This is a genomic window from Streptomyces sp. NPDC091271, from assembly GCF_044757505.1.
In the GTDB taxonomy this organism is placed as follows: Bacteria; Actinomycetota; Actinomycetes; order Streptomycetales; family Streptomycetaceae; genus Streptomyces.
In genome coordinates, this window is the sequence record NZ_JBIVVD010000001.1 from 1,425,161 (window position 1) to 1,447,505 (window position 22,345).

The window sequence follows — 22,345 nt, forward strand, 5'->3', positions numbered from 1 at the left end:
TCGCGCGGTCCCCGTGGAGGGGGAACGCGGTGCGGCTCGGTCTCATGGCCGTGCCCGTCGCGTTCTTCGCGCTGTTCTTCGCCTACCCGGTCGTCGCGATCGTCGGCCGGGGCCTGAAGACGGACGGAGACTGGCAGTTCGGCCGGATCGGCACGGTGCTGAGCCGGCCGGACATCCTCGACGTCCTCTGGTTCACCACCTGGCAGGCCCTCGCCTCGACCGCGCTCACCCTGCTGATCGCACTGCCCGGCGCCTATGTCTTCGCCCGCTTCGACTTCCCCGGGAAGCAGTTGCTGCGTGCCGTCGTGACCGTGCCGTTCGTCCTGCCCACCGTCGTCGTGGGTACGGCGTTCCTGGCGCTGCTGGGGCGCGGCGGGTTCCTCGACGAGCTCTGGGGGGTCCGCCTCGACACGACCGTGTGGGCGATTCTGCTCGCCCATGTGTTCTTCAACTACGCGGTCGTCGTACGGACCGTCGGCGGCCTGTGGTCCCAGCTCGACCCCCGTCAGGAGGAGGCCGCCCGGGTGCTCGGGGCCGGCCGCCTCGCGGCCTGGCGGCGAGTCACCCTGCCCGCACTCGCCCCGGCCGTAGCCGCGGCGGCTCTGATGGTCTTCCTCTTCACCTTCACCTCCTTCGGAGTCGTCCAGATCCTCGGCGGTCCGGCCTACTCCACGCTGGAGGTGGAGATCTACCGGCAGACCGCCCAGCTCCTCGACCTGCCGACGGCCGCCGTACTGACCCTGGTGCAGTTCGCCGCGGTCGGAGGGATCCTCGCCGTCCACGCGTGGACCGTGCGGCGCAGGGAGACCGCGCTGAAGCTCGTCGACCCGGCACAGACCTCCCGCCGACCGCACGGGGCGGGACAGCGGGCGCTGCTGGGCGGGGTGCTCATGACGGTCCTGCTGCTGATCGTGGTGCCGCTCGGCGTGCTGGTGGAACGCTCCCTGGACACCTCGGACGGCTACGGCTTCGGCTTCTACCGCGCGCTGCAGTCGGCCGACGCGAACGGCTCCACCTTCCTGGTCCCGCCGCTCGACGCCATCGGGAACTCCCTGCGTTACGCACTGGTCGCTACCCTGATCGCCCTCGTCATCGGAAGTCTCGCCGCGGCGGCCCTGGCCCTCCCGCACCCTCGGCTTCGCTCGAGCGGGCGGTACCCCCGCTCCGGGCCGCTGGTGCGTGGCTTCGACGCCCTGCTGATGCTGCCGCTCGGAGTGTCCGCCGTCACCGTCGGTTTCGGCTTCCTCATCACGCTCGACAAGCCGCCGCTGGATCTGCGTACGTCCTGGATCCTCGTGCCGCTCGCCCAGGCGCTGGTGGGCGTCCCCTTCGTCGTACGGACCATGCTGCCCGTCCTGCGCGCGGTGGACGACCGGCTGCGGGAGGCCGCGGCGGTGCTCGGCGCGTCGCCGCTGCGGGCCTGGCGGGAGGTCGACCTGCCGCTGGTGCGGCGGGCGGTGCTGGTGGCCGCCGGCTTCGCCTTCGCCGTGTCGCTCGGGGAGTTCGGCGCGACCGTGTTCATCGCACGCCCCGACAACCCCACCCTGCCGGTCGCCGTCGCCAGGCTGCTGGGGCGCTCGGGCGAGCTGAACTACGGCCAGGCGATGGCCCTCAGCACGATTCTGATGCTGGTCTGCGCGGTGTCGCTGCTCCTGCTCGAACGTATCCGTACCGACCGATCCGGGGAGTTCTAGAGATGCTGACAGTGGAGTCGGCCACGGTCCGCTTCGGGAAGCGGACCGCGCTGGACGCGGTGGACCTGGAGGTCGCGGACCACGAGATCGTCTGCGTGCTGGGCCCGAGCGGCAGCGGCAAGTCGACGCTGCTGCGGGCCGTGGCCGGGCTCCAGCCCCTCGACGGCGGGCGGGTGTTCCTGGACGGCGCGGACCAGGCACGGCTGCCGGTGCACCGCCGCGGGCTCGGCCTGATGTTCCAGGACCACCAGCTCTTCCCACACCGGGACGTCGGCGCCAACGTCGCGTTCGGACTGCGGATGCACGGCGTCACCCGCTCGGAGCGCGACCGCAGAGCCGGTGAACTCCTGGACCTGGTCGGCCTGCCCGGTGCCGGCCGACGGGCCGTCGCCGCCCTGTCCGGCGGCGAACAGCAGCGGGTGGCACTCGCCCGGGCCCTGGCGCCCCGCCCGAAGCTGCTGATGCTGGACGAACCGCTGGGCCAGCTGGACCGGAGCCTGCGCGAACGGCTCGTCGTCGAACTGCGCACCCTCTTCGGCCGGCTGGGCACGACGGTGCTCGCCGTCACCCACGACCAGGGCGAGGCGTTCGCGCTCGCCGACCGGGTCGTGGTCATGCGGGACGGCCGGATCGCCCAGGCGGGCACCCCGCTGGAAGTGTGGCAGCACCCCGCGTCGGCGTTCGTCGCCCGCTTCCTCGGCTTCGACAACCTGGTGGACGCCACGGTCACGGGCACGGCCGCCGACACCGTCTGGGGCAAGGTCCCGGTGCCCGAGGACTCGCCGCAGGGCGAGTGCGAGCTGCTCGTGCGGCCGGGCGGCGTCCGGATCGGCGGCCCCAAGGAAGGCCTGCGCTGCACGGTGGGCGTACGCACCTTCCGCGGCCACCACGTCACCGTCACCCTGCACCCCGACGACGGGCCGCCCCTGGAGGCCGAGTGCGCGCTGCGGGAGACCCCGGAGGAGGGGGTCACCGTGGGCGTGACCTTCGACCCGGCGGAGACGGTGGTCCTTCCCCAAGAGGTGTAGGGCGCCCGGGTCCGGCGGCCCACACCGACCGCCGGCTCCACGACCGCGAGCACGGTCAGGGCGCTCGCGGCTGACGACGTCTTCGCGATGCCCTGCCGCACCCGCCGTGCCGGCCTGGAGGTGGAGGGGCTGGGCATCGCCGCCCTGCCCGGGTGGGAGCGTGCGTACGACCGGCTGGCGGTGCTTCTCGGGGCGTGATCCCCTGGACACGGGAACCGTCCGGAAGGAGCAGGGGCCATGAACCGGTCAGCCCGCGAGGGCATCGACATCACCCGCGTCGTCGCGGCGCCCCGCGACCGCGTTTTCGAAGCCTGGACGGACCCGGAGGACTTCGCCGCCTGGTACGGGGGTGACGCGGACGTGCCGCTCGACCGGGTGTCGATGGATGTCACGCCTGGGGGCGAGTGGAGCCTGGTCATCGTGGTGCCCGGGGCGGAGATGCCCTTCCACGGCGTCTACCAGGAGGTGTCCGCCCCGGAGCGGCTCGTGTTCACGCTCAAGGACAGGAGTGCGCCCGCCGACATCGAGGGCGAGACCGTCACCGTCACCCTCACGGAGAAGAGCCGGAAGTCCACCGAGATGGTCTTCCGGCAGCGAGGCGGCAATCTCACCCCCGAGCAGTACGCGGCGGCCGAGGACGGCTGGGAGGCGTTCTTCGACGCCCTCGACGCCCGGCTCGCCGCCCGCTGAGCCCGTCGGAGCGGGTCAGCCCGTCAGCCGGGCGAGCGCCCCGGCCGCTTCCTCCACCGTGTCGACGAGCGCGATACGGGACTCCATCGGCCGGTCCGCCGCGAGCGCGCTCAGCAGGGGCCAGGCGGGCAGCTTCTCCGTCCAGTGCGCGCGGTTCACGAGGACCATCGGCGTGGGCGCGGAACGCGACTCGTAGTAGTTCGGCGTCGCGTTGTCGAAGATCTCCTGCACCGTCCCGGCGGCCCCCGGCAGGAAGATCACACCTGCGGTCGAGCGGGCCAGCAGCCCGTCCTCGCGCACGGCGTTCGCGAAGTACTTGGCGATGTGGTCCGCGAAGGCGTTCGGCGGTTCGTGGCCGTAGAACCACGTGGGGACCGCGACCGAGGAGCCCCCGTCGGGCCAGCGCTCCCGTACGGCGAAGGCGGCCGTGGCCCAGTCGGTGACCGACGGGCTGAACGAGGGCGCCGAGGCCAGGAGTTCGCAGGCCTTGAGCAGCATGGCGTCGGAATGCGGAGCCGCGTAGGCCCCGAGGTTGGCCGCCTCCATGGCGCCAGGACCGCCCCCCGTCGCCACGGTCAGACCGCTGCGCGCCAGCTCCCTGCCGAGCTGCGCGGCGCCTCGGTACTCCTGCGAACCGCGGGCCATCGCGTGGCCGCCCATCACGCCCACCACCCGGGCCCCGACGAGGTGTTCGTCCAGAGCGTCGGAGACCGCGTCGTCGTGGAGCGCCCGCAGCATCGAGGCGAAGACGTCGCCGTTCGCCTTGGTCAGCTGGAACCAGCCGTACGCCCGCGCGTCGGGGGTGGCGGCGTAACCGCCCTCCGACAGGCCCTCGTACAGGGCGTCGGGGGTGTAGAGCAGTCCGCGGTACGGGTCGAAGGGGAGGCCCGGCACCGGCGGGAACACGAAGGCCCCGTCCGCGCGTATCTTCGCCTCGGCGCGCGGCTCCATGCGGCAGCCGAGGAAGACGGCGCCCCGGGTGCCGGTCGCGAGCAGCGCGCCGCTCCGGTCCGTCAGGTCGACGGACTGGACGCGGTGGCCGGCCAGGGTTCCGGCCGCGACTGCCTGGTCGAATGCGGTGAGCGTCTCGATCTCGACGCCGGGTGCGTACGTGTTCTCGTCCGGATTCTCCACGCCGCCATGCTACGTACCGTCCCGGCGGCCGGGGTCACTCCGTCAGAGGCAGTGCTGCCAGCTCCGCGATCGCCCAGGTCAGCGGGGCGAAGACGGCCAGCAGGACCAGCGCCCGCAGGGCGGCGGCCGTGCGGAGCGAGGAGGCCGGGGCGCCGAGCCGCAGCAGGGTCCTGGCCGTACGGGCACGGGCCTGCCTGGCCTCGAGCGCGGTCGTCAGCAGGGTCGCCATGGTGCAGCCGACAACGAGTACGGCGCCGAGCGCGGTGAGCGGGCCGAAGGGACGGGGTCCGTCGGTGTAGAGCACGGAGGCCGCGATCACCCCGGACAGCACCGCGCAGACGATTCCCAGCGGGCGGCCGATCCGGCACGCCTCGTCCATCAGGACCCGGCCCGCCAGCAGCCGTACGGCTCCCGGGCGCACCGCCTGGAGCAGCCGCCCGCACAGATAGGTGAGACCGGGTCCCGCCATGGCCAGGCCGATCGCGGTGAGGATCCAGCCCGCGAGCACGGCGGCAGGGGTGGAGTCGAGCCGGCCCGGCAGCGGGAACGGGCTGCCCGCCGAGCCCCGGCTCGCGTACGCCTCGACCGCGAGCCCGGCCGCGGTGAGCGCGACCCCCCACGGCAGCCCCTTCGGCACCGGGGCGGGCGCGAGGTCCTCCTCGGCCTCCTGGGCGTCGGACGGAGCGACCGGCCTGGAGCGGAGCGCGAGCCCGCCGGCCGCGGACGAGGCCAGCGGCACCAGGGCCAGCAGCGTGAGAGCCGCGGCGAGGGGCAACGGGGTGCCGGCGCCCAGGAACTCCGCCGCGCCGCCGTCGAACGGCAGGCCGGTCAGATCGCCGCGCAGGTGAAGGAAGAAGAGCAGCGCCACCACCGAGCCCAGCGTGGTGGACACCGCCGTCGAGATCGCCGCCAGCAGGGCCAGACGCGCCGGGCCGAGGCCCGCGGAGAAGAGCCCGGGCCGTGGGCGGGTGCTCGGGTCCGTACGCGCGACCGCCACCGCGAACTGGACGGTCGCCGCGAGCGGAACGGCGCACCACAGCAGCCGCAGCACGGAGCTCGACGCGTGCGACGGGTGCCCGGAGGCGTACCCCAGGGTGCACAGGAGCAGGAAGCCCACCCCCGCCGACGCGGCGGCGAGAAGCAGCCGCCGCATCAGGACCAGGGGGTGCGAGCCACGGGTCAGACGGAGAGCGAGCACGCCGAGCGGCCTTCCGTATCGGACGCGGCGGGCAGGGAGACGGTGGTGACGCGGCGGCCGTCCAGCAGGCTGACCACGCGGTCGGCGAGCCCGGCGACCTCCGCGTCGTGGGTGGCGAGCACGACGGTGATCCCGTGGGACCGTGCCGCCGTGGTGAGGGTGCGCAGGAGCTGGGTGCGCTCGGCGTGGTGCAGCGTCGCGGTCGGCTCGTCCGCGAAGATCACGGACGGCGAGCCGGCCAGCGCACGGGCCACGGAGATCCGCTGACGCTGCGACTGGAGCAGGGTGTGCGGCCGCTTCTTGGCGAGCGGGCCGATGTCCAGGCGCTCCAGCCACTCCGTGGCGGCCTTCTTCGCCGCCCGGTGCGAGACCCCCCGCAGCAGCAGCGGCAGGGCGGCGTTCTCCCAGGTGCTGAGCTCGGGCACGAGCTGCGGCTCGGCCCCGATCCAGCCGAATCTCTCCCGGCGGAGCTGTTCGCGCAGCCTGGGGCTCATGGTGTGCACGGGCACGCTGTTGAACCAGACCTCGCCCTGCTCGGGCACCAGCTGTCCGGAGAGGCAGTGCAGCAGCGTCGACTTCCCGCACCCACGAGGTCCGGACACGGCGAGGACCTCACCGTCGCGGACACCGAGGGAGACACCACCGAGGCCCGGTGATCCGTTGTGGGAGTGGTGCAGGGAACGTGCCCAGATCACGTCGTTGTCGGGCGGGGCCACCATGGCGTACACCTCGGTTCGGATCAGATTTCCTGTCCCCGGGTACGGGGGGACGAATACAACGAGAAAAAAGCCGATCGGTCACTCGGCACGCTAGGCAGCCGGAGCGAGGTGTCGGGACAGTACGCGGCCCGGATGCTCCCTTCCCACTCGAACGGGTGCATCCGGGCCGCGTGGTCCGTATGAGACGGCTGCCGAAACCCTGGGCGGGGCAGCCGTTGTCAGTCGGTCAGAGCTTCGTCCAGGCCTCCGTCAGGACACCGCGCAGAATGCCCTCGATCTCGTCGAAGGTCGACTGGTCGGAGATCAGCGGAGGAGCGAGCTGGACGACCGGGTCGCCACGGTCGTCGGCCCGGCAGTAGAGGCCGTTCTCGTACAGCGCCTTGGAGAGGAAGCCGTACAGGACGCGCTCGGTCTCCTCGTCGGTGAACGTCTCCTTGGTGGCCTTGTCCTTCACCAGCTCGATGCCGTAGAAGAAGCCGTTACCGCGTACGTCGCCGACGATCGGCAGGTCGTGCAGCTTCTGCAGCGTCGTCAGGAAGGCGTTCTCGTTGTCCAGGACGTGCTGGTTGAGGCCCTCGCGCTCGAAGATGTCGAGGTTGGCGAGACCGACCGCGGCGGAGACCGGGTGGCCGCCGAAGGTGTAGCCGTGCAGGAAGGTGTTGTCGCCCTCGTAGAACGGCTCGGCCAGCCGGTCGGAGATGATGCAGGCGCCGATGGGGGAGTAGCCCGAGGTCATGCCCTTGGCGCAGGTGATCATGTCCGGGACGTAGCCGAACTTGTCGCAGGCGAACATCGTGCCCAGGCGGCCGAACGCGCAGATGACCTCGTCGGAGACGAGCAGCACGTCGTGTCGGTCGCAGATCTCGCGCACCCGCTGGAAGTAGCCGGGCGGCGGCGGGAAGCAGCCGCCGGCGTTCTGCACCGGCTCCAGGAAGACCGCGGCGACGGTGTCCGGGCCCTCGAAGAGGATCTCCTGCTCGATCTGGTCGGCGGCCCAGCGGCCGAAGGCCTCCGGGTCGTCACCGAAGAGCGGCGCGCGGTAGATGTTGGTGTTGGGCACCTTGTGCGCACCGGGCACCAGCGGCTCGAACGGGGCCTTGAGCGCGGGCAGTCCGGTGATCGACAGGGCGCCCTGCGGGGTGCCGTGATACGCGACCGCACGCGAGATGACCTTGTACTTGGTCGGCTTGCCCTTGAGCTTGAAGTACTGCTTGGCCAGCTTCCAGGCCGTCTCCACGGCCTCGCCGCCGCCGGTGGTGAAGAAGACCTTGTTGAGGTCGCCCGGGGCGTAGTCCGCGAGCCGCTCGGCGAGCTCGACGGCCTTGGGGTGCGCGTAGGACCACACCGGGAAGAAGGCCAGCTCCTGGGCCTGCTTGTACGCCGTCTCGGCGAGCTCGTGACGGCCGTGTCCGGCGTTCACGACGAACAGGCCGGAGAGACCGTCGAGGTAGCGCTTGCCCTTGTCGTCGTAGATGTAGGTGCCCTCGCCACGCACGATGGTGGGAACGGGCGCGTTCTCGTAGTCCGACATGCGGGTGAAGTGCATCCACAGGTGGTCGTACGCGGTTCGGCTGAGGTCCTTGCTCACGGCTATCGGGTTCCCCACATATAGGTCTGCTTCTTGAGCTTGAGGTAGACGAAGCTCTCGGTGGAGCGCACGCCGGGTATGGCCCGGATACGTTTGTTGATCGTCTCCAGCAGGTGGTCGTCGTCCTCGCAGACGATCTCCACCATGAGGTCGAAGGAGCCCGCGGTCATCACCACGTACTCGCACTCGGCCATGGCCGACAGGGCCTCGGCCACCGGGTCGAGGTCGCCCTCGACGTTGATGCCGACCATCGCCTGACGCCGCAGACCCACGGTGAGCGGGTCCGTGACGGCGACGATCTGCATCACGCCCTGGTCCAGCAGCTTCTGGACGCGCTGGCGCACGGCGGCTTCGGAAAGGCCCACGGCCTTGCCGATCGCGGCGTACGGCCGGCGTCCGTCCTCCTGGAGCTGCTCGATGATTGCGAGGGAGACGGCATCGACCGCTGGTGCCGATCCGTTCCCGGTCCTGGAGTCTGCGCTGCGACTGGCCACGTCCCCACTCTGCACCGCGCCTCGTCTGTCTGGCAAGCCCGAATCGATGAAATTCGTTGTCTGGGAGTCTCAATCTCACCGAATCCGAAGTTCACGGCGGGTGGGTATGTCGAAAGCGTCACCCAACGGTCTAGTGTGGAAGTCTCACCCATCGGACAGCCGACAGGAGGGGTGGTTGTGACCACCGAGGTGCGCCGTCTGCGCAACTACATCGACGGAGAGTTCCGGGACGCCGCGGACGGGCGGACCATCGACGTGGTCAACCCGGTGACGGAAGAGGTCTACGCGACCTCGCCGCTCTCCGGGCAGGCCGACGTCGATGCCGCCATGGCCGCGGCGGCCGCCGCGTTCCCCGCCTGGCGCGACGTGACGCCGGCCGAGCGCCAGAAGGCACTGCTGAAGATCGCCGACGCCTTCGAGGAGCGTGCCGAGGACCTGATCGCCGCGGAGTCCGAGAACACCGGCAAGCCGCTGGGGCTCACCCGCACGGAGGAGATCCCGCCGGCGGTCGACCAGATCCGCTTCTTCGCGGGTGCCGCCCGGCTGCTCGAAGGCCGTTCGGCCGGCGAGTACATGGAGGGCCTCACCTCCATCGTCCGCCGCGAGCCGGTGGGCGTCTGCGCCCAGGTCGCGCCCTGGAACTACCCGCTGATGATGGCCGTGTGGAAGTTCGCCCCGGCACTCGCCGCGGGCAACACCGTCGTCATCAAGCCGTCCGACACCACTCCGGCGTCGACCGTGCTGATCGCCGAGATCATCGGACAGATCCTGCCCAAGGGCGTCTTCAACGTCATCTGCGGTGACCGCGAGACCGGCCGCGCGATGGTCGAGCACCCGACCCCGGCGATGGCCTCCATCACCGGCTCGGTGCGGGCCGGAATGCAGGTCGCCGAGTCCGCGGCCAAGGACGTCAAGCGGGTCCACCTGGAGCTCGGCGGCAAGGCGCCCGTCGTCGTGTTCGAGGACACCGACATCGCCAAGGCCGTCGAGGGCATCTCCGTCGCGGGCTACTTCAACGCGGGCCAGGACTGCACGGCCGCGACCCGCGTCATGGTCCACGAGTCCGTCCACGACGAGTTCGTCACCGCGCTCGCCAAGGCCGCGGCCGACACGAAGACCGGGCTCCCGGACGACGAGGACGTGCTGTACGGCCCGCTCAACAACGCCAACCAGCTGGCGCAGGTCAGCGGGTTCATCGAGCGGCTCCCCGCGCACGCCAAGGTAGAGGCGGGTGGCCACCGGGTCGGCGACAAGGGCTACTTCTACGCCCCGACCGTCGTCTCGGGCCTCCGTCAGGACGACGAGATCGTCCAGCACGAGGTCTTCGGGCCCGTCATCACCGTCCAGTCCTTCACGGACGAGGCCCAGGCCGTCGAGTACGCCAACGGCGTGGAGTACGCCCTGGCCTCCTCGGTGTGGACCAAGGACCACTCCCGCGCGATGCGGATGTCCAAGAAGCTCGACTTCGGCTGCGTGTGGATCAACACCCACATCCCGCTCGTCGCCGAGATGCCGCACGGCGGGTTCAAGAAGTCCGGCTACGGCAAGGACCTCTCCGCGTACGGCTTCGAGGACTACACCCGGATCAAGCACGTCATGACGTCGCTCGACGACTGACCCGCGTACGGCGGTGACCACGGCCCCGGGCCCCGCGCCCGGGGCCGTTCACGTGCCCGCGCCCCCTCACCCGGGGCCGTCCACGTGCCCGGACGCCGCCCGCCGTCGCCCGTCATGGACATGGTGTGCGGGCGCGGCCGCTCGCGCTGGACGGTTGGTCCATTGTCCGCCGGGGTGGCGGAGCGGAATCCTGCGCGGGTGCGCTCGATTCAGGACCACCTCATGTCCCGTCGCTCCCTGCTCCGCACCCTCGGCACGGGTGCGGCCGGCGCCGCTCTGGCCGGCTGCGGAGTCCCCGCCGCCTATGTGGAGCCCGGCGACCGCTCGGGCCCCGACCGCTCGGACAGTGACCACTCGCTGCACTTCGCCAACTGGCCCCTCTACATCGACACCGATGACGAGGACGAGTCGAAGCGGCCCACGCTCGACGCGTTCTCGCGCCGGACCCGGATCTCCGTCACGTACACCGAGGAGATCAACGACAACGACGAGTTCTTCGGGAAGATCAGCCCGGCGCTGATGAACCACCAGCCCACGGGCCGGGACCTCGTCGTCATCAGCGACTGGATGGCGGCCCGGTTCGTGCGGCTCGGCTGGGTGCAGAAGATGGACCGGGCGCGTCAGCCCAATGTCGCCAGGTACCTGGACCCGCAGCTGCGTTCGCCCGCCTTCGACGACGGCCGGCTGCACAGCGTTCCCTGGCAGTCCGGGATCACCGGCATCGCCTACAACCGCGCGAAGCTCGGCCGGGAGATCCGGCACACGAGCGAGCTATGGGCGGATGACCTGCGCGGCAGGGTGACGCTGCTGTCCGGGCTCGACGAGGCGTTCGCGTTGCTGATGCAGGGCGACGGGGCCGACATCACCCGCTGGACCGCCGACGACTTCCACCGGATGTGCGAGCAGGTGGAGAAGCGGGTGAGGTCCCGCCACATCCGCCGCTTCACCGGCAACGACTACATCAAGGACCTGGCCAACGGCGATGTGCTCGCCTGCCAGGCCTACTCCGGTGACGTCATCCAGCTCCAGGCGGACAACCCGGACATCGAGTTCGTGGTGCCCGCCGAAGGCGCCGAGCTCTGGTCGGAGTCGCTCATGATCCCCAACCTCGCGGCCCACAAGCGCAATGCCGAGAAGCTGGTCGACCACTACTACCAGCCCGAGGTGGCCGCCGAACTGGCCACCTGGGTCAACTACGTCTGCCCGGTCCCGGCCGCCCGCGACATCCTCGCCTCCGCCAAGGACGAGGAGACCGCCGCGCTCGCCGAGGACCCCCTGATCTTCCCCGACGACGCCATGCGCGAACGTCTGGTCATCGCCCGTGACATCACCTCCGAGGAGCGCACCGAGTACGCGAAGAAGTGGAACTCCATCGTCGGCCTCTGAGGGGCCGCGCCCGGTTCCATGCCCGGTTCTCAGCCGAAGATGTCGTACGTCCGCCGGTAGATCGCGTCGGTGCGGCCGCGCACGTCCCGGTACACGTTCTCCAGACGCCGGTAGAGCTGGTGGTTCGCCGGGTCGGGCAGGAAGGTCTCGCCGGGGCGGACCATGGCGTCGACGGCCTCGTCGAAGCCGGCGTACACACCGAGCCCCACGGCCGCGCAGATCGCGGAGCCCAGCCCGGCCGCGCTCGACGCCTCGGCACGACGGGCCGGGACGCCGTGCACATCGGCGTGGATCCGCATCATCAGGTCGGAGCGTGAACCGCCACCGGAGACGATCACCTCGCCGTATTCGGTGCCGAGCTCACCCGCCATACGGGCCGCCGTGTCATGAACGGTCATGGCGAGCGCCTCGAGCACGGAGCGGTAGATGTGGAAGCGGCCGTGGCGGCCGTCGAAGCCGAGGAGGGTGCCCTTGCGGAAGGGGGCCTCACCCGGCGCGAGCCAGTCGAGGACGGTCATCAGCCCGTCGGAACCGGGCGGGACCTTCGCGGCCTCGGAGTTGAGGTGGTCCTCGACACCCAGCCCCGCCGTCCGGGCCTTCCCCACCGCCTCCTCACCGAGCAGGTCGCGGTACCAGCTGACGGTCCACATACCCCGTCGCACACCACCGGACTCGTAGAGGTAGGAGTGCGGCAGGCAGGCGTAGTTGGTCCAGAAGTCGGTGGCGTTCCGGACATTGCGTGGCCCCGTCGTCATGCCGGCGACGTAGGTGCCGAGGGAGACGAGGAGCGTTTCGGGCGCACGCAAGCCGCAGCCCAGGGCCTCGACGGCCTTGTCGTTGGCGGTGGCGACGACCGGCACGCCCGCCGGGATGCCGGTGTGGCGCGCCGCCGCCCCGGTGACCTCGCCCAGGAGGTCGCCGGGCAGCACCAGGTCGAACAGCATGCCGCGGGGGATGCCGGATTTCGCGAGTTCCGCGGCGTCGTCGGTCCACTGCCAGGTGTCGGAGTCCAGAGGCCACATGCCCGCGTAGTTGGCCGCCGTATCGCGGAAGTTCCCCGTCATGCGATGGCTGATGTATCCCGACGACGTCGTCACGTACGCCGCCTCGGGGTCGGTGTGCGTGTACGGCAGGCCGACCCGCTCGTCCATCCAGCTCATGACGGGCTGGGCGAGCGTGCCGTCGGCTTTGAGGACGGCACGGCAGAAGCGGATCGTGCACAGACCCACGCCCACGATGTCCGCCGGGTCGCCGTCGAAGGCGGCCAGCGCCGCCCGGCTCGCCTCACCGATCGACGTCCACAGGTCGTCGTCCGGGTGCTCCACCACGCCGGGGCGCGGGGTGTCGTAGGGGCGCAGCGCGGCGCGTCCCTCGCTGACGGCGCGGCCGTGGACGTCGAAGACGGTCACCTTGGAGGACTGGGAACCGTTGTCGATGCCGATGAAATAGCGGGGACGGGTGCTGGTCATGCCCACTCCGGGGAGCTCGTGCGGGTCGGGAGAGGAAGGGGGGCGGCCCCGGCGGAGCGGGATGCTCGTCCGGAGCGCCACGGGAGCGGTCGGCTCAGGCGTCGATCGGGAAGATCGTGCCCTTGTTCATGATCCCGTTCGGGTCGAAGGTCTCCTTGAGCTTGGCGAGGATCGCGTACGCGCTGCCGTGCTCCTGGGCGGTCCACGGTGCCCGGTACTTGCCGATGCCGTGGTGGTGCACCATCGAGCCGCCGGCCTTCAGCGCCTCCTCGACGATGATCGCGTTGAGCGGGATGTGGTACTTCTCGATCTCCTCGCGCGGCTCACAGTTGATCTTGTAGTCGTAGACGAAGTACAGGTTCGTGCCCGTCTGGTAGCTGTGGGAGGAGTGGGCGCCCAGCATCACCAGGTCGTCGGCAGCCGGGAACTCGGTACGGATACGGCCGATCACGCTCTCGTAGAGCTCCACGGTTCGCGACCAGTCGACCGAGACCTCGGTGGTGTAGCCGAGTTCGGCCTTGGAGAGCATGACCTGCTTCTCGGCCTCGATCTTGTCGACGCCCCAGTTGAGGTTGTCGAACCACGCCTCGATGAGCTGTGGGTCGACCTTCTCGTGGGCGTACTGGCCGATGACGCGCTCGATCTCCTCGCTGGTCGCGCGCACGAGGCCCTTGGGGCCCTCCGCCACGAAGACGATGACGACCTTCTCCTTGTAGAAGTGGGCGAAGTGCTGGCGGGCGTCCTCGGGGGAGTAGACACGGACGACCGACGGCTTGAAGCCGTTGGTGACGACCTCGCGGATCACCTTGATGCCGGTGGCCATGTCGTCGACGAGGAAGCCGTGGAACTCGTTGTTCTGCGGCAGGTACGGGAAGATCTTGACGGTGACCTCGGTGATGTAGCACAGCGCGCCCTCGTTGCCGATGACGATGTGCCGGATGTCCGGGCCCGCCGAGCGGCGCGGGACGTTCTTGACGCGGGTGACGGAGCCGTCCGGGAAGACCGCCTCCAGGCCGACGACCATGTCCTCGATCGCCCCGTACAGCGTGGAGAACTGGCCGATCGAGCGGGTGGAGACCAGACCGCCGTACTGGGCGAGCGGCTTGGACTGCGGGGAGTGCCCGGTGGTCAGGCCCTGCTCGCGCAGCTTGTCCTCCAGGACCTGGAGCGGTACGCCGCACTGGACCGTGACCTGCATGTTCTCGACGTCGACCGAGATGATCTTGTCGAGGCCGGAACCGTCGAGCACGATGGTGTCCTCGACCGCGGTCTCCAGGCCGCCCTCGGTGCCGGTGCGGCCGGTGCGGGCCACCACATTGATCTTGTTCTCGTCGGCGAAGGCCAGCACCCTCGACACGTCGTCGGTGGAGCGGGCGTTGACGATCACGGCCGGGATCGGGCCGTCGAAGATGCCGTGCACGGACTGGTACTTCTTGAACCGGTCGACGCTCGCGAGCTTCAGCTGCTCCTCGTCCGTGACGATCTGTTCCGCGGTGAGCAGGGCCGTGAGGCGGGTGACGATGTCTGCGCGGGAGAGCTTGGAAAGCGACTGGGCCATGGGGATCTACCTCGTTGTGTTCGGTGTGGGGGAGGGCGAACGTGGGGTGTGGGTGCGAGACACCGGGGTCAGCGGACCAGGTAGCCGCCGTCCACCGGGAGCACGTGGCCGTTGACGTAGTCCGACGCGCGGGAGGCGAGAAAGACCGTCGCTCCCATCAGATCGGCGACGTCGCCCCAGCGGCCGGCGGGGATGTGGTCCAGGACGCGCTGGTTGGTCTCGGGGTCGGAGCGTGTCTCCTCGGTGATCTTCGTGGCGAAGTAACCGGGCGCGATCGCGTTGACCTGGATGTTGTGCTGCGCGAGCTCGTCGCAGTAGGCCTTGGTGAAGCCGGCGATGCCGTGCTTGGTGGCGGCGTACGCGGGCGACCACTGGCCGCCGAGGAACGAGAACATCGACGCGATGTTGATGATCTTTCCTGAGCGCTGCGGGACCATGAAGCGGATCGCCTCGTGGCTCAGCTCGAAAGGGGCCGTGAGATTCACGCTCACCATCGGGTCCCACTGCGCCCGGTCGAAGTGCTCGACGTCGGCGATGTTGCAGATGCCCGCGGAGTTCACCAGGATGTCGACCGAGCCGAAGGCGTCCACACAGCCTTCGATGATCTGCTTCGGGACGCCGGGCCCGGTGAGGTCCGCCTCCAGGAACTCCATGCGGCGCCCCTCGGCCTCGATCAGCTTCCGTGTCGTGCCGTCGTCGGGCGCCACCGAGGGTACGAAGACGTTGGCGCCCGCCTTGGCGAGAGCGAGTGAGAACGCCTGGCCGAGGCCGGTGTTGCCACCGGTGACGATGGCGTTCCTGCCGTCGAGGGAGAAGAAGTCGCGGTTGAACTCGGTGATTTCCATAAGGAGTTCACACTTTCCTGAAACGGGGCGGGGCGAGGCGGGGCTGGGGGGTTGGTATCGGAGGGCTGCTCAGGGAGTCACGGGAGCTGTCTCCGGGACGGTGCGAGGGGTGCGGGCGGCCAGTTCGCGGCGCCGGGTGCGGTCGGTGAGCGTGGTCAGGCCCACGCCGAGCAGCGCCATCGCGAGCAGGAACAGGAAGAGGGTGGTGTAGCCGCCGCCATGCTCAGGGACGGCGGGCTTCGCGGAGGGGTCGCCGATCCACCAGGCGCTCACGGTGGGCAGGAACGCGTCGGGAAGATACGCGAGCCCGGACGCGAGACCGATGACGCCGCCGCGCTCGTTCTCGGGGACCTCGACCTCGCCGACCTGTGCCCAGTAGACGCCACGGCTGGCGAACACCAGCAGGCACAGGGCGAACATCAGAGCCAGTGCCGCCCACTTGAAGGCGGAGTCACGCGGAAGGACGAGGAAGAGCAGGGCGACGGCCGCGCAGCCCACGAACATCCAGCGCAGGAAGCGCGGTGTGGACCGGGTGACCTTGTCCACGACGACCCCGCCGGCCGGCCCCGCCACGAACTGGAAGACGTAAGTCCGCACGACGCCGATGACGCCGATGAGGGCGGCGGCCATTCCGTACCGGTGCTCAAGGAGCGGAGAGAAGTAACCGAGCGTGGTGTAGAAGCAGTACATCAGCATGACCGTGCCGCCGATCAGCCAGGTGTACTTGTTGCGCGCCGCCCGCCCCAGCTGCCGCAGGGTGACGGTGCTGGAACCGAGGCCGGCCAGCCGCCTCTCGTCACCCTTGACGAAGAGCCATACGAGCACGGCGTAGACGAAGCACAGGATGCCGTAGAGCCGGATCAGCCACAGCACACCGGCCGCCTCGGCCACGCTCGCCGCGACGACGGCCGTCCCCACGAAGCCGACGACCGTCGACGTGACACCACGCACACCCTCCAGGAAACCGAACAGGCGGCCCTGCTCCGAGGAATCGCCCAGCATTCCGATGGCTTTCACCAGAGCGGACCAATACAGGCCCATTCCCATGACTGCCATGAGTACGTGTGCGGCCAGAACTCCCCAGTAACCCGGAACGGTCCCCAGATACAGGTCGGCGGCTCCGGTACCGACGAGAGCGGCCACGACAAGGACCTTCGGAGAGAACTTGTCGGCGAACCAGCCTCCGAAGAAATACATCACCATGGCGACGATGCCGAAGACCGAGACGATGTTGGCGTAGTCCTGGGCCGAGAGATCGAGCGCTTGCGCCGTGGGCCCCAGGAAAACGAACCGAATGTACGCGACCTGATAGATGACTCCGCCGGTCATCGACAGGATCAGGAAGCTGACCCACTTCTGGGACTTGGTCACGGCGCTCACCACCTCTTTGTGGAAATGCAGGGAAGGGGTTCGATGCCCGAAAAGGGCACAAAAAAAGAACAGCAACTCTCCCTGGCGGGAGGAGTTACTGTTCTCTGGTCTCTAGTAACTGCCCCGGGACAATGGCCGGATGGCCTTGGACCGGAAGCCGATATGCGATTGTGTACGTATGGTGGGCGGCGCAGTCATCGGGCCGCTCCGCAAAAGTAAATGGGAGGTGTCAGCCGTGTCAACCCCCGATTTCACATCGCCCAGACCTCCCGGTTCGACGACGCGATTGCGCTCGCTCCCGCTTTCAGTGCGGCGAACACGTCGTCCCGGTCGCAGACCAGGCCGCCCGCGATCAGCGGGACGTCGATGTCCGCGACGACCCAGGAGATGACCCGCGGCATGCAGCCCGGCAGGATCTCCACGCAGTCCGCCTTCGACATGCGCACCTGCGGCGCGAGATTGCGGTACGAGAGCGAGTCGATGAGGAAGAACCGGTGGACCGCGTAGAGCCCGAGGTCGCGCGCCGCCCGCACCATGAACGCCTTGGAGCTGAGGATCCCGTCGGCGGCCGTCCTCTCCTTGACGTACCGGGCCACGATCTCCTTGCCGGCGAAGCCTTCGAGCAGGTCCACGTTGACCAGGACGATCCGGTTGTCGTCCTTGAGCCGCTGCACGATCGCCGGGAGGTCGAGGACCGTGCCGTAGAGCAGGAAGACGATGCGGCACTCGGACCGCAGCACGGCGGCGAGGTCGTCCTTGTCCTTGACGCTCGCTACGACCGGGTGCTGCTCCAGGAGCGAGGGCAGTGGTGTGGTGTCCATGGGGTCTCCCGGGTGCGGCTGAGCGAGGTTCCCCTTCAGCGTACGGCCGAGAACCGGCTCGCGGCTCGCGGCCCGTACGCGTGGGGGCCGGAGGAGGCGGCACCGCCGCCGACCCAACTTTTGAACGTGTTCATGATGGGCGTACGCTGCGGCCATGAGCGAGCGAGCCCTCTTGCGGCGCATACGCGTGTGGTTGGTCGTCTTCATCGTCTGTCTGGTGCTCAGCGGGCTGACCGCCTTCCCGCTGGTCACCGAACTCCACTGGGCCGAGGACCTGTTGGCCTCGTCCGCCTCCCCCGTCCCTGAGCACTTCCCGGCCCTGATGGAGTGGATCTCCCGGGTCCGGGCCGGTCTCGACGAGGCCGACGCGAACTACCCCTTCGTGCTGTACGGCACCGACTGGCTGGCCTTCGCCCACCTCGTCATCGCGGTCGCCTTCTACGGCCCCTACCGCGACCCGGTCCGCAACATCTGGGTGATCGAGTTCGGGATGATCGCCTGTGCCGGGATCATCCCGCTCGCCCTGATCTGCGGGCCGATCCGGGACATCCCCTTCTGGTGGACCGTCATCGACATGTCCTTCGGAGTCTTCGGGGTCATCCCGCTCCTCGTCGTCCGCCGCGTGATCAAGCGCCTGGAGGCGGTGACCGTGACGGCGTGACACTCACCCGGCCGGCGGGGCCCCGAAGGCCGCCACCACGATGTCCATCGCCGTGGCGTTCATGTCCTGGCCCTTCGCGTCGGTGGAGTTGACGCTGTACACCAGTGTTCTGGAGAGATCGCGGGTGGCCGCCATCACCGTGTTGTAGCCCCAGCGGCCGCCCGTCTTCCCCCACACCTCACGCCCGCCCAGGGTCAGCACGCTCAGCCCCGCGCTGTACCGGGCGGGCGCACCCGTCAGGTACGTACGCACCGAGGAGGCGGGCAGCGTGAACATCTCCTCCAGCAGCGGGCCGCGCACGACCCTCCCGGCGAACAGCGCACGGGTGAAGCGCTCCAGGTCGGCCGTGGTCGAGACGATGTCCCCGGCCGCCCAGGCGTCGGTCACACCCCACACCGTCACGTCCCGCAGCTCCGTGCCGCCGCCCGGGGTGTCGAAGAGCTGATACCCGTGGTTGTGCGGACCCCGGATTCCCGGGTCGGTGCCGGGGAACGACGTGGAGCGCAGGCCCAGGGGGCGCAGGATGCGCTCGCCCACCTGGTGGGCGTACGAGTCGCCGGTCACCTTCTCTATGAGCAGCCCCAGCACCGTGTAGTTGATGTTGAGATAGTGCTGGCTCCGGCCGGGTGCGAACTCCGGGGCCTGCGCCATGGCCGAGGAGACCATCCCGCGCGGCGTGTGCGGGTCGAAGCGGTGGGCGTACGCCTCCTCCAGGGTCTTGCCGGGCATCTGAGCGGCCGGTATCCCGCTGGTGTGATCGAGCAGCTGCCGGACGGTCACCCGGCCGTAGGCCGCCGGGATCAGGTCCGGGAGGTAGTGCCTGGCCGTGCGGTCGAGGTCCAGCTTCCGCTCGCCGGCCAGCTGCAGCGCCGTGGCGGCGGTGAAGACCTTGGTCACCGACCCGGCCCGGAAGCGCCCCGCCGGGTCGGCCGGGCGGTTGGAGACGAGATCGTGCACGCCTGAGCTCCCACGCCAGCTGCCGTCGGTGCCGCCGACCCGCACGAGTGCGGCGGTGGCATCGTCGGCGGGCAGCCCGGCGATCGCCGCGCCCAGGGCTTCGGCGTCCGCCTCGGGGACGGTGCGTGTGCGGGCGTCGCCCGCGTGCGGCGCGGTGGCGGTGGTGTTCGCGAACGCGGCCGGAGCGGCGGGCCCCGCTGCGATACCGAGGACCAGGGCAGCGGCCAGCAGTGTGCGGGCACGGGAGTTCATGGGATGCCTCCGGGAGAGATGAAGTCCGTAACTGCTCGATGGCTCCATCCTGTTGATCCGGAGTCCCCGGCGGATCACCCGAGCGAGGGGTCCTGGGAGGGAGACCGCTTCCCCCGAGCGGGGGAGGCGGCGGAGGCCCCTCCCTCGGGCGAGGGAGCGACGAGCCCTGTTTCGTAGGCGCAGATGACGGCCTGGATGCGGTCTCTCAGGCCCAGCTTGGACAGCACGTTGCCCACGTGGGTCTTCACCGTGTGCTCGCTGACCACCAGCGCCGCGGCGATCTCGGCGTTGGAGAGCCCGCGCGCCAGGTGGAGAAGAGTCTCCCGCTCCCGGGCGGTGAGCACGTCCAGCCGGTCCGATCCCACGGGCGAGCGGCCGGGAGACGGCCGTGAGGTGTACTCGGCGATCAGCCGGCGGGCCACGGACGGCGCGACCAGCGACTCCCCGGCCGCGACCACCCGTACCGCGTGCACCAGATCGTCCCGCCGGACGTCCTTCAGCAGGAACCCGCTCGCGCCCGCGTGCAGCGCCTCGTAGACGTACTCGTCCGAGTCGAAGGTGGTCAGCATCACCGTGCGGCAGTCACTCCGGGCACTGATCGCCCGGCAGGCCTCGATGCCGTCCATGACGGGCATCCTGATGTCCAGCAGCGCGACGTCGGGCCGCAGTCCGCGCACCGCTTCGAGCGCCTGCGCGCCGTCCCCCGCCTCGGCGAGCACCTCTATGTCCGGCTGAGCGTCCAGGATCATGGCGAAACCGCTGCGCACCAGCTCCTGGTCGTCCGCCACCACCACGCGGATCGTCAACTCCCCACCCCCTCGGGCGAGGGTACAAGGGGCGGCGAGGGCTCGAGGGGCAGGACCACGAGCACCTGGAACCCTTGGTCGCCCGGTCCCGCCCCGGCCCGGGCCGTCCCCCCGTGAGCGGCGGCCCGCTCCCGGATGCCGACCAGTCCCAGGCCGGTGGTGGTGCCCGGGCCCCGCCCGTCGTCCGTCACGGTGACGGTCAGCCCGGCCGGGGAGTGGTCCAGTTCCACCGTCACACGGCTCGCACGGGCGTGTCTGACGACGTTCGTCAGTGCCTCCTGGACGATCCGGTAGACCGTGGCCTCGGTGTCCTGGGGCAGCGGCCGCGGCCGGCCCGTCACCGTGTACGTGACCTCCGGTCCGCCGGAGCGGACCCGGTCGAGCAGGGCCGGGAGCTCCGCCAGCGCGGGCTGCGGGGCTCGCGGCGCGGGGAGGTCTCCGGGGCCGTCCTCCCGGAGCACCCCGAGCATGCGGCGCAGCTGCACCATCGCGTCCCTGCCCGTCTCCGAGATGGCGTCGAACGCCGCCTCCGCGCGGTCGGGCGCCGTGCGCACGGCCACCGGACCGGCTTCCGCCTGCACGATCATCAGACTCACCGCGTGGGAGAGGATGTCGTGCATCTCCCGGGCGATCCTCGCCCGCTCGCGCGCGGCCGCCTGTTCGGCCTCGATCCGGTGGGTCACCTCCAGCTGCCGGGCCCGGTCCTCCATCGCCCGGATGTACGCCTTACGGGTGTGGGTGAACCGTCCGAAGGCGTACGCGGCGGCGAAGACGAACAGTGAGAACAGCAGCTCCCTGGCCTCGCCGGTGTTCCACGCCACCGACGGGAACACCGCCGTCATCACCAGTACGGCGACCGCCATCCGCCGCCGGGGCGGGGACAGCTCGGCCACCGTGTAGAACGCCACCAGCCCGGTGTACGGGAGGGGCTGGCCCGGGCCGTCCACGGTGAACCTGTACGCGGCGCCCGCCGCGAGCACCGCGACCAACGTGGCGACGGGCGCACGCCGGCGGGCCACCAGCGGCAGCACGGTCAGCGTCGTCAGCCCGTACGCCGCCCAGGTGGCCGGCGGCAGACCGGCCGAGCGGGGCACCACGAACGGCATGGTCACCGCGGCCTGCACCAGCAGCACGACGCCGATGTCGGTGGCCCAGGCCCCACGCGGAACCCATCGCGCGCCCGGTCTCCGTACGACGGGTCTCACCATCAGGGCTTCCGGCCCACCGCGCCGAACTGGGCGACCTCGGGGGTGCGGCCCGCGGGGCCGGCCCGCCAGCGGGAGCAGGACACGATGCCCGGCTCCAGGATGTCCAGGCCGTCGAGGAACGAGGCGAACTCGAAACGGCTGCGAGCCGTGATCGGCGGGGTGGCGTTCTCGTTCCAGAAGCGCATCGCGGCCTCGTTGCCCTCGCCGCCCAGCTCCAGCGTGGGATGGGTGAGCACCAGATGGCTGCCGGACGGCAGGGCGTCCATCAGCTTCGTCACGATGCCGCGCGCCTCGTCCGTGTCCAGGACGAAGTTGAGGATGCCCAGCATCATCACGGCGACCGGTCGCCGGAGGTCCAGGGTCTGTCCCGCCGCGCGCAGGATGTGCTCCGGATCCCGGGCGTCCGCTTCGATGTACTCGGTGGCGCCCTCCGGCGAGCTGCTGAGCAGGGAGCGCGCGTGCGCCAGGACGATCGGGTCGTTGTCGACATAGACGACGCGTGCGTCGGGCGCGGTGTGCTGGGCGACCTCATGGGTGTTGTCCGCGGTCGGGAGCCCGGTACCTATGTCCAGGAACTGGCCGATCCCCGCGTCACCGGCCAGATGGCGCACCACCCGGCCCAGGAACGCCCGGTCCGCGCGGGCCACTTCGCCGATGCTCGGATACATGCCGGTCACCCGGTCGCCCACCGCGCGGTCGACGGGGTAGTTGTCGCCGCCACCCAGCCAGTAGTTCCACACCCGGGCGTTGTGGGCGATGTCGGAACGTACACGGGAGGGTGCGATGGGACGGCCGGGCTCGGTCACGTCTGCTCCTGGGATCACGGACGGTACGGACCCGCCCATGATG

General features: G+C 70.2%; 20 protein-coding genes. 6 read left to right on the forward strand and 14 right to left on the reverse strand.

Features of this window, described 5'->3' with window-relative positions; genetic code table 11:
• Positions 1 to 44: 44 nt before the first annotated feature.
• The 3 genes from ACIQM3_RS06810 (at position 45) to ACIQM3_RS06820 (ending at position 3,412) form a co-directional block, all read left to right on the forward strand.
• Positions 45 to 1,694, forward strand: a complete 1,650-nt coding sequence (locus ACIQM3_RS06810; protein ID WP_401620045.1) for an ABC transporter permease — start codon at positions 45 to 47, stop codon at positions 1,692 to 1,694.
• A gap of 2 nt (positions 1,695 to 1,696) precedes the next feature.
• Positions 1,697 to 2,722 (forward strand): ABC transporter ATP-binding protein, encoded by a 1,026-nt coding sequence (locus ACIQM3_RS06815; protein ID WP_401619644.1) that lies wholly within the window; start codon positions 1,697 to 1,699, stop codon positions 2,720 to 2,722.
• 237 nt (positions 2,723 to 2,959) lie between these two features.
• Positions 2,960 to 3,412, forward strand: coding sequence for an SRPBCC domain-containing protein (locus tag ACIQM3_RS06820; RefSeq protein ID WP_401619647.1), 453 nt, complete (start codon positions 2,960 to 2,962; stop codon positions 3,410 to 3,412).
• 15 nt (positions 3,413 to 3,427) lie between these two features.
• On the opposite strand, the gene ACIQM3_RS06825 is transcribed toward ACIQM3_RS06820, so the two are convergent.
• From ACIQM3_RS06825 to ACIQM3_RS06845, 5 genes are all read right to left on the reverse strand, one after another.
• On the reverse strand, positions 3,428 to 4,546 hold the full coding sequence (locus ACIQM3_RS06825; protein ID WP_401619650.1) for an LOG family protein: 1,119 nt from the start codon (positions 4,544 to 4,546) through the stop codon (positions 3,428 to 3,430).
• Between the two features lie 34 nt (positions 4,547 to 4,580).
• Entirely contained in the window at positions 4,581 to 5,744 is a 1,164-nt protein-coding gene (locus tag ACIQM3_RS06830; protein ID WP_401619653.1) for a hypothetical protein, read from the reverse strand.
• On the reverse strand, positions 5,726 to 6,463 hold the full coding sequence (locus tag ACIQM3_RS06835; protein WP_401619656.1) for an ABC transporter ATP-binding protein: 738 nt from the start codon (positions 6,461 to 6,463) through the stop codon (positions 5,726 to 5,728). Before ACIQM3_RS06835 ends, ACIQM3_RS06830 begins: the two co-directional genes overlap by 19 nt.
• A 226-nt stretch (positions 6,464 to 6,689) precedes the next feature.
• Positions 6,690 to 8,069 carry an aspartate aminotransferase family protein gene (locus ACIQM3_RS06840; RefSeq protein WP_401514808.1) on the reverse strand — a complete coding sequence of 460 codons (1,380 nt, stop codon included), beginning with the start codon at positions 8,067 to 8,069 and terminating at the stop codon, positions 6,690 to 6,692.
• Positions 8,054 to 8,545, reverse strand: coding sequence for an Lrp/AsnC family transcriptional regulator (locus ACIQM3_RS06845; protein WP_187355837.1), 492 nt, complete (start codon positions 8,543 to 8,545; stop codon positions 8,054 to 8,056). The genes ACIQM3_RS06840 and ACIQM3_RS06845 overlap by 16 nt, the downstream gene beginning before the upstream one ends.
• Before the next feature lie 177 nt (positions 8,546 to 8,722).
• On the opposite strand from ACIQM3_RS06845, the gene ACIQM3_RS06850 reads away from it, so the two are divergent.
• Together ACIQM3_RS06850 and ACIQM3_RS06855 are read left to right on the forward strand one after the other, a co-directional pair.
• Positions 8,723 to 10,162, forward strand: a complete 1,440-nt coding sequence (locus ACIQM3_RS06850) for a gamma-aminobutyraldehyde dehydrogenase (RefSeq protein ID WP_401619660.1) — start codon at positions 8,723 to 8,725, stop codon at positions 10,160 to 10,162.
• Positions 10,163 to 10,384: 222 nt separating this feature from the next.
• On the forward strand, positions 10,385 to 11,548 hold the full coding sequence (locus tag ACIQM3_RS06855; RefSeq protein ID WP_401619663.1) for a spermidine/putrescine ABC transporter substrate-binding protein: 1,164 nt from the start codon (positions 10,385 to 10,387) through the stop codon (positions 11,546 to 11,548).
• Between the two features lie 29 nt (positions 11,549 to 11,577).
• Here the strand turns inward: ACIQM3_RS06855 and ACIQM3_RS06860 are convergent, their stop codons facing one another.
• The 5 genes from ACIQM3_RS06860 to ACIQM3_RS06880 form a co-directional block, all read right to left on the reverse strand.
• Entirely contained in the window at positions 11,578 to 13,017 is a 1,440-nt protein-coding gene (locus ACIQM3_RS06860) for an FGGY-family carbohydrate kinase (protein ID WP_401619666.1), read from the reverse strand.
• A gap of 94 nt (positions 13,018 to 13,111) precedes the next feature.
• The gene (locus ACIQM3_RS06865; protein ID WP_401619669.1) at positions 13,112 to 14,575 is read right to left on the reverse strand and encodes an FAD-binding oxidoreductase; all 1,464 of its coding nucleotides are present in this window, start codon (positions 14,573 to 14,575) and stop codon (positions 13,112 to 13,114) included.
• Between the two features lie 68 nt (positions 14,576 to 14,643).
• A complete protein-coding gene (locus ACIQM3_RS06870) occupies positions 14,644 to 15,420 on the reverse strand; it encodes an SDR family NAD(P)-dependent oxidoreductase (RefSeq protein WP_401619672.1) in 777 nt (258 codons plus the stop codon).
• A 69-nt stretch (positions 15,421 to 15,489) separates the two neighbouring features.
• Positions 15,490 to 16,791 carry a nitrate/nitrite transporter gene (locus ACIQM3_RS06875; RefSeq protein ID WP_401619675.1) on the reverse strand — a complete coding sequence of 434 codons (1,302 nt, stop codon included), beginning with the start codon at positions 16,789 to 16,791 and terminating at the stop codon, positions 15,490 to 15,492.
• A gap of 251 nt (positions 16,792 to 17,042) precedes the next feature.
• A complete protein-coding gene (locus tag ACIQM3_RS06880; RefSeq protein ID WP_401619677.1) occupies positions 17,043 to 17,612 on the reverse strand; it encodes a glycerol-3-phosphate responsive antiterminator in 570 nt (189 codons plus the stop codon).
• A 154-nt stretch (positions 17,613 to 17,766) separates the two neighbouring features.
• Here ACIQM3_RS06880 and ACIQM3_RS06885 point away from each other — a divergent pair, with 154 nt between their 5' ends.
• A complete protein-coding gene (locus ACIQM3_RS06885) occupies positions 17,767 to 18,273 on the forward strand; it encodes a hypothetical protein (protein WP_401619680.1) in 507 nt (168 codons plus the stop codon).
• A 3-nt stretch (positions 18,274 to 18,276) separates the two neighbouring features.
• Here the strand turns inward: ACIQM3_RS06885 and ACIQM3_RS06890 are convergent, their stop codons facing one another.
• The 4 genes from ACIQM3_RS06890 to ACIQM3_RS06905 all read right to left on the reverse strand — a co-directional run bounded on the left by ACIQM3_RS06890 (position 18,277) and on the right by ACIQM3_RS06905 (position 22,344).
• A complete protein-coding gene (locus ACIQM3_RS06890) occupies positions 18,277 to 19,482 on the reverse strand; it encodes a serine hydrolase domain-containing protein (protein ID WP_401619683.1) in 1,206 nt (401 codons plus the stop codon).
• A gap of 74 nt (positions 19,483 to 19,556) precedes the next feature.
• Positions 19,557 to 20,288, reverse strand: a complete 732-nt coding sequence (locus tag ACIQM3_RS06895; protein ID WP_401619686.1) for a response regulator — start codon at positions 20,286 to 20,288, stop codon at positions 19,557 to 19,559.
• Positions 20,285 to 21,496 carry a sensor histidine kinase gene (locus ACIQM3_RS06900; protein ID WP_401619689.1) on the reverse strand — a complete coding sequence of 404 codons (1,212 nt, stop codon included), beginning with the start codon at positions 21,494 to 21,496 and terminating at the stop codon, positions 20,285 to 20,287. Before ACIQM3_RS06900 ends, ACIQM3_RS06895 begins: the two co-directional genes overlap by 4 nt.
• Positions 21,496 to 22,344 (reverse strand): SAM-dependent methyltransferase, encoded by an 849-nt coding sequence (locus ACIQM3_RS06905; RefSeq protein ID WP_401620048.1) that lies wholly within the window; start codon positions 22,342 to 22,344, stop codon positions 21,496 to 21,498. The genes ACIQM3_RS06900 and ACIQM3_RS06905 overlap by 1 nt, the downstream gene beginning before the upstream one ends.
• Position 22,345: the final 1 nt, after the last annotated feature.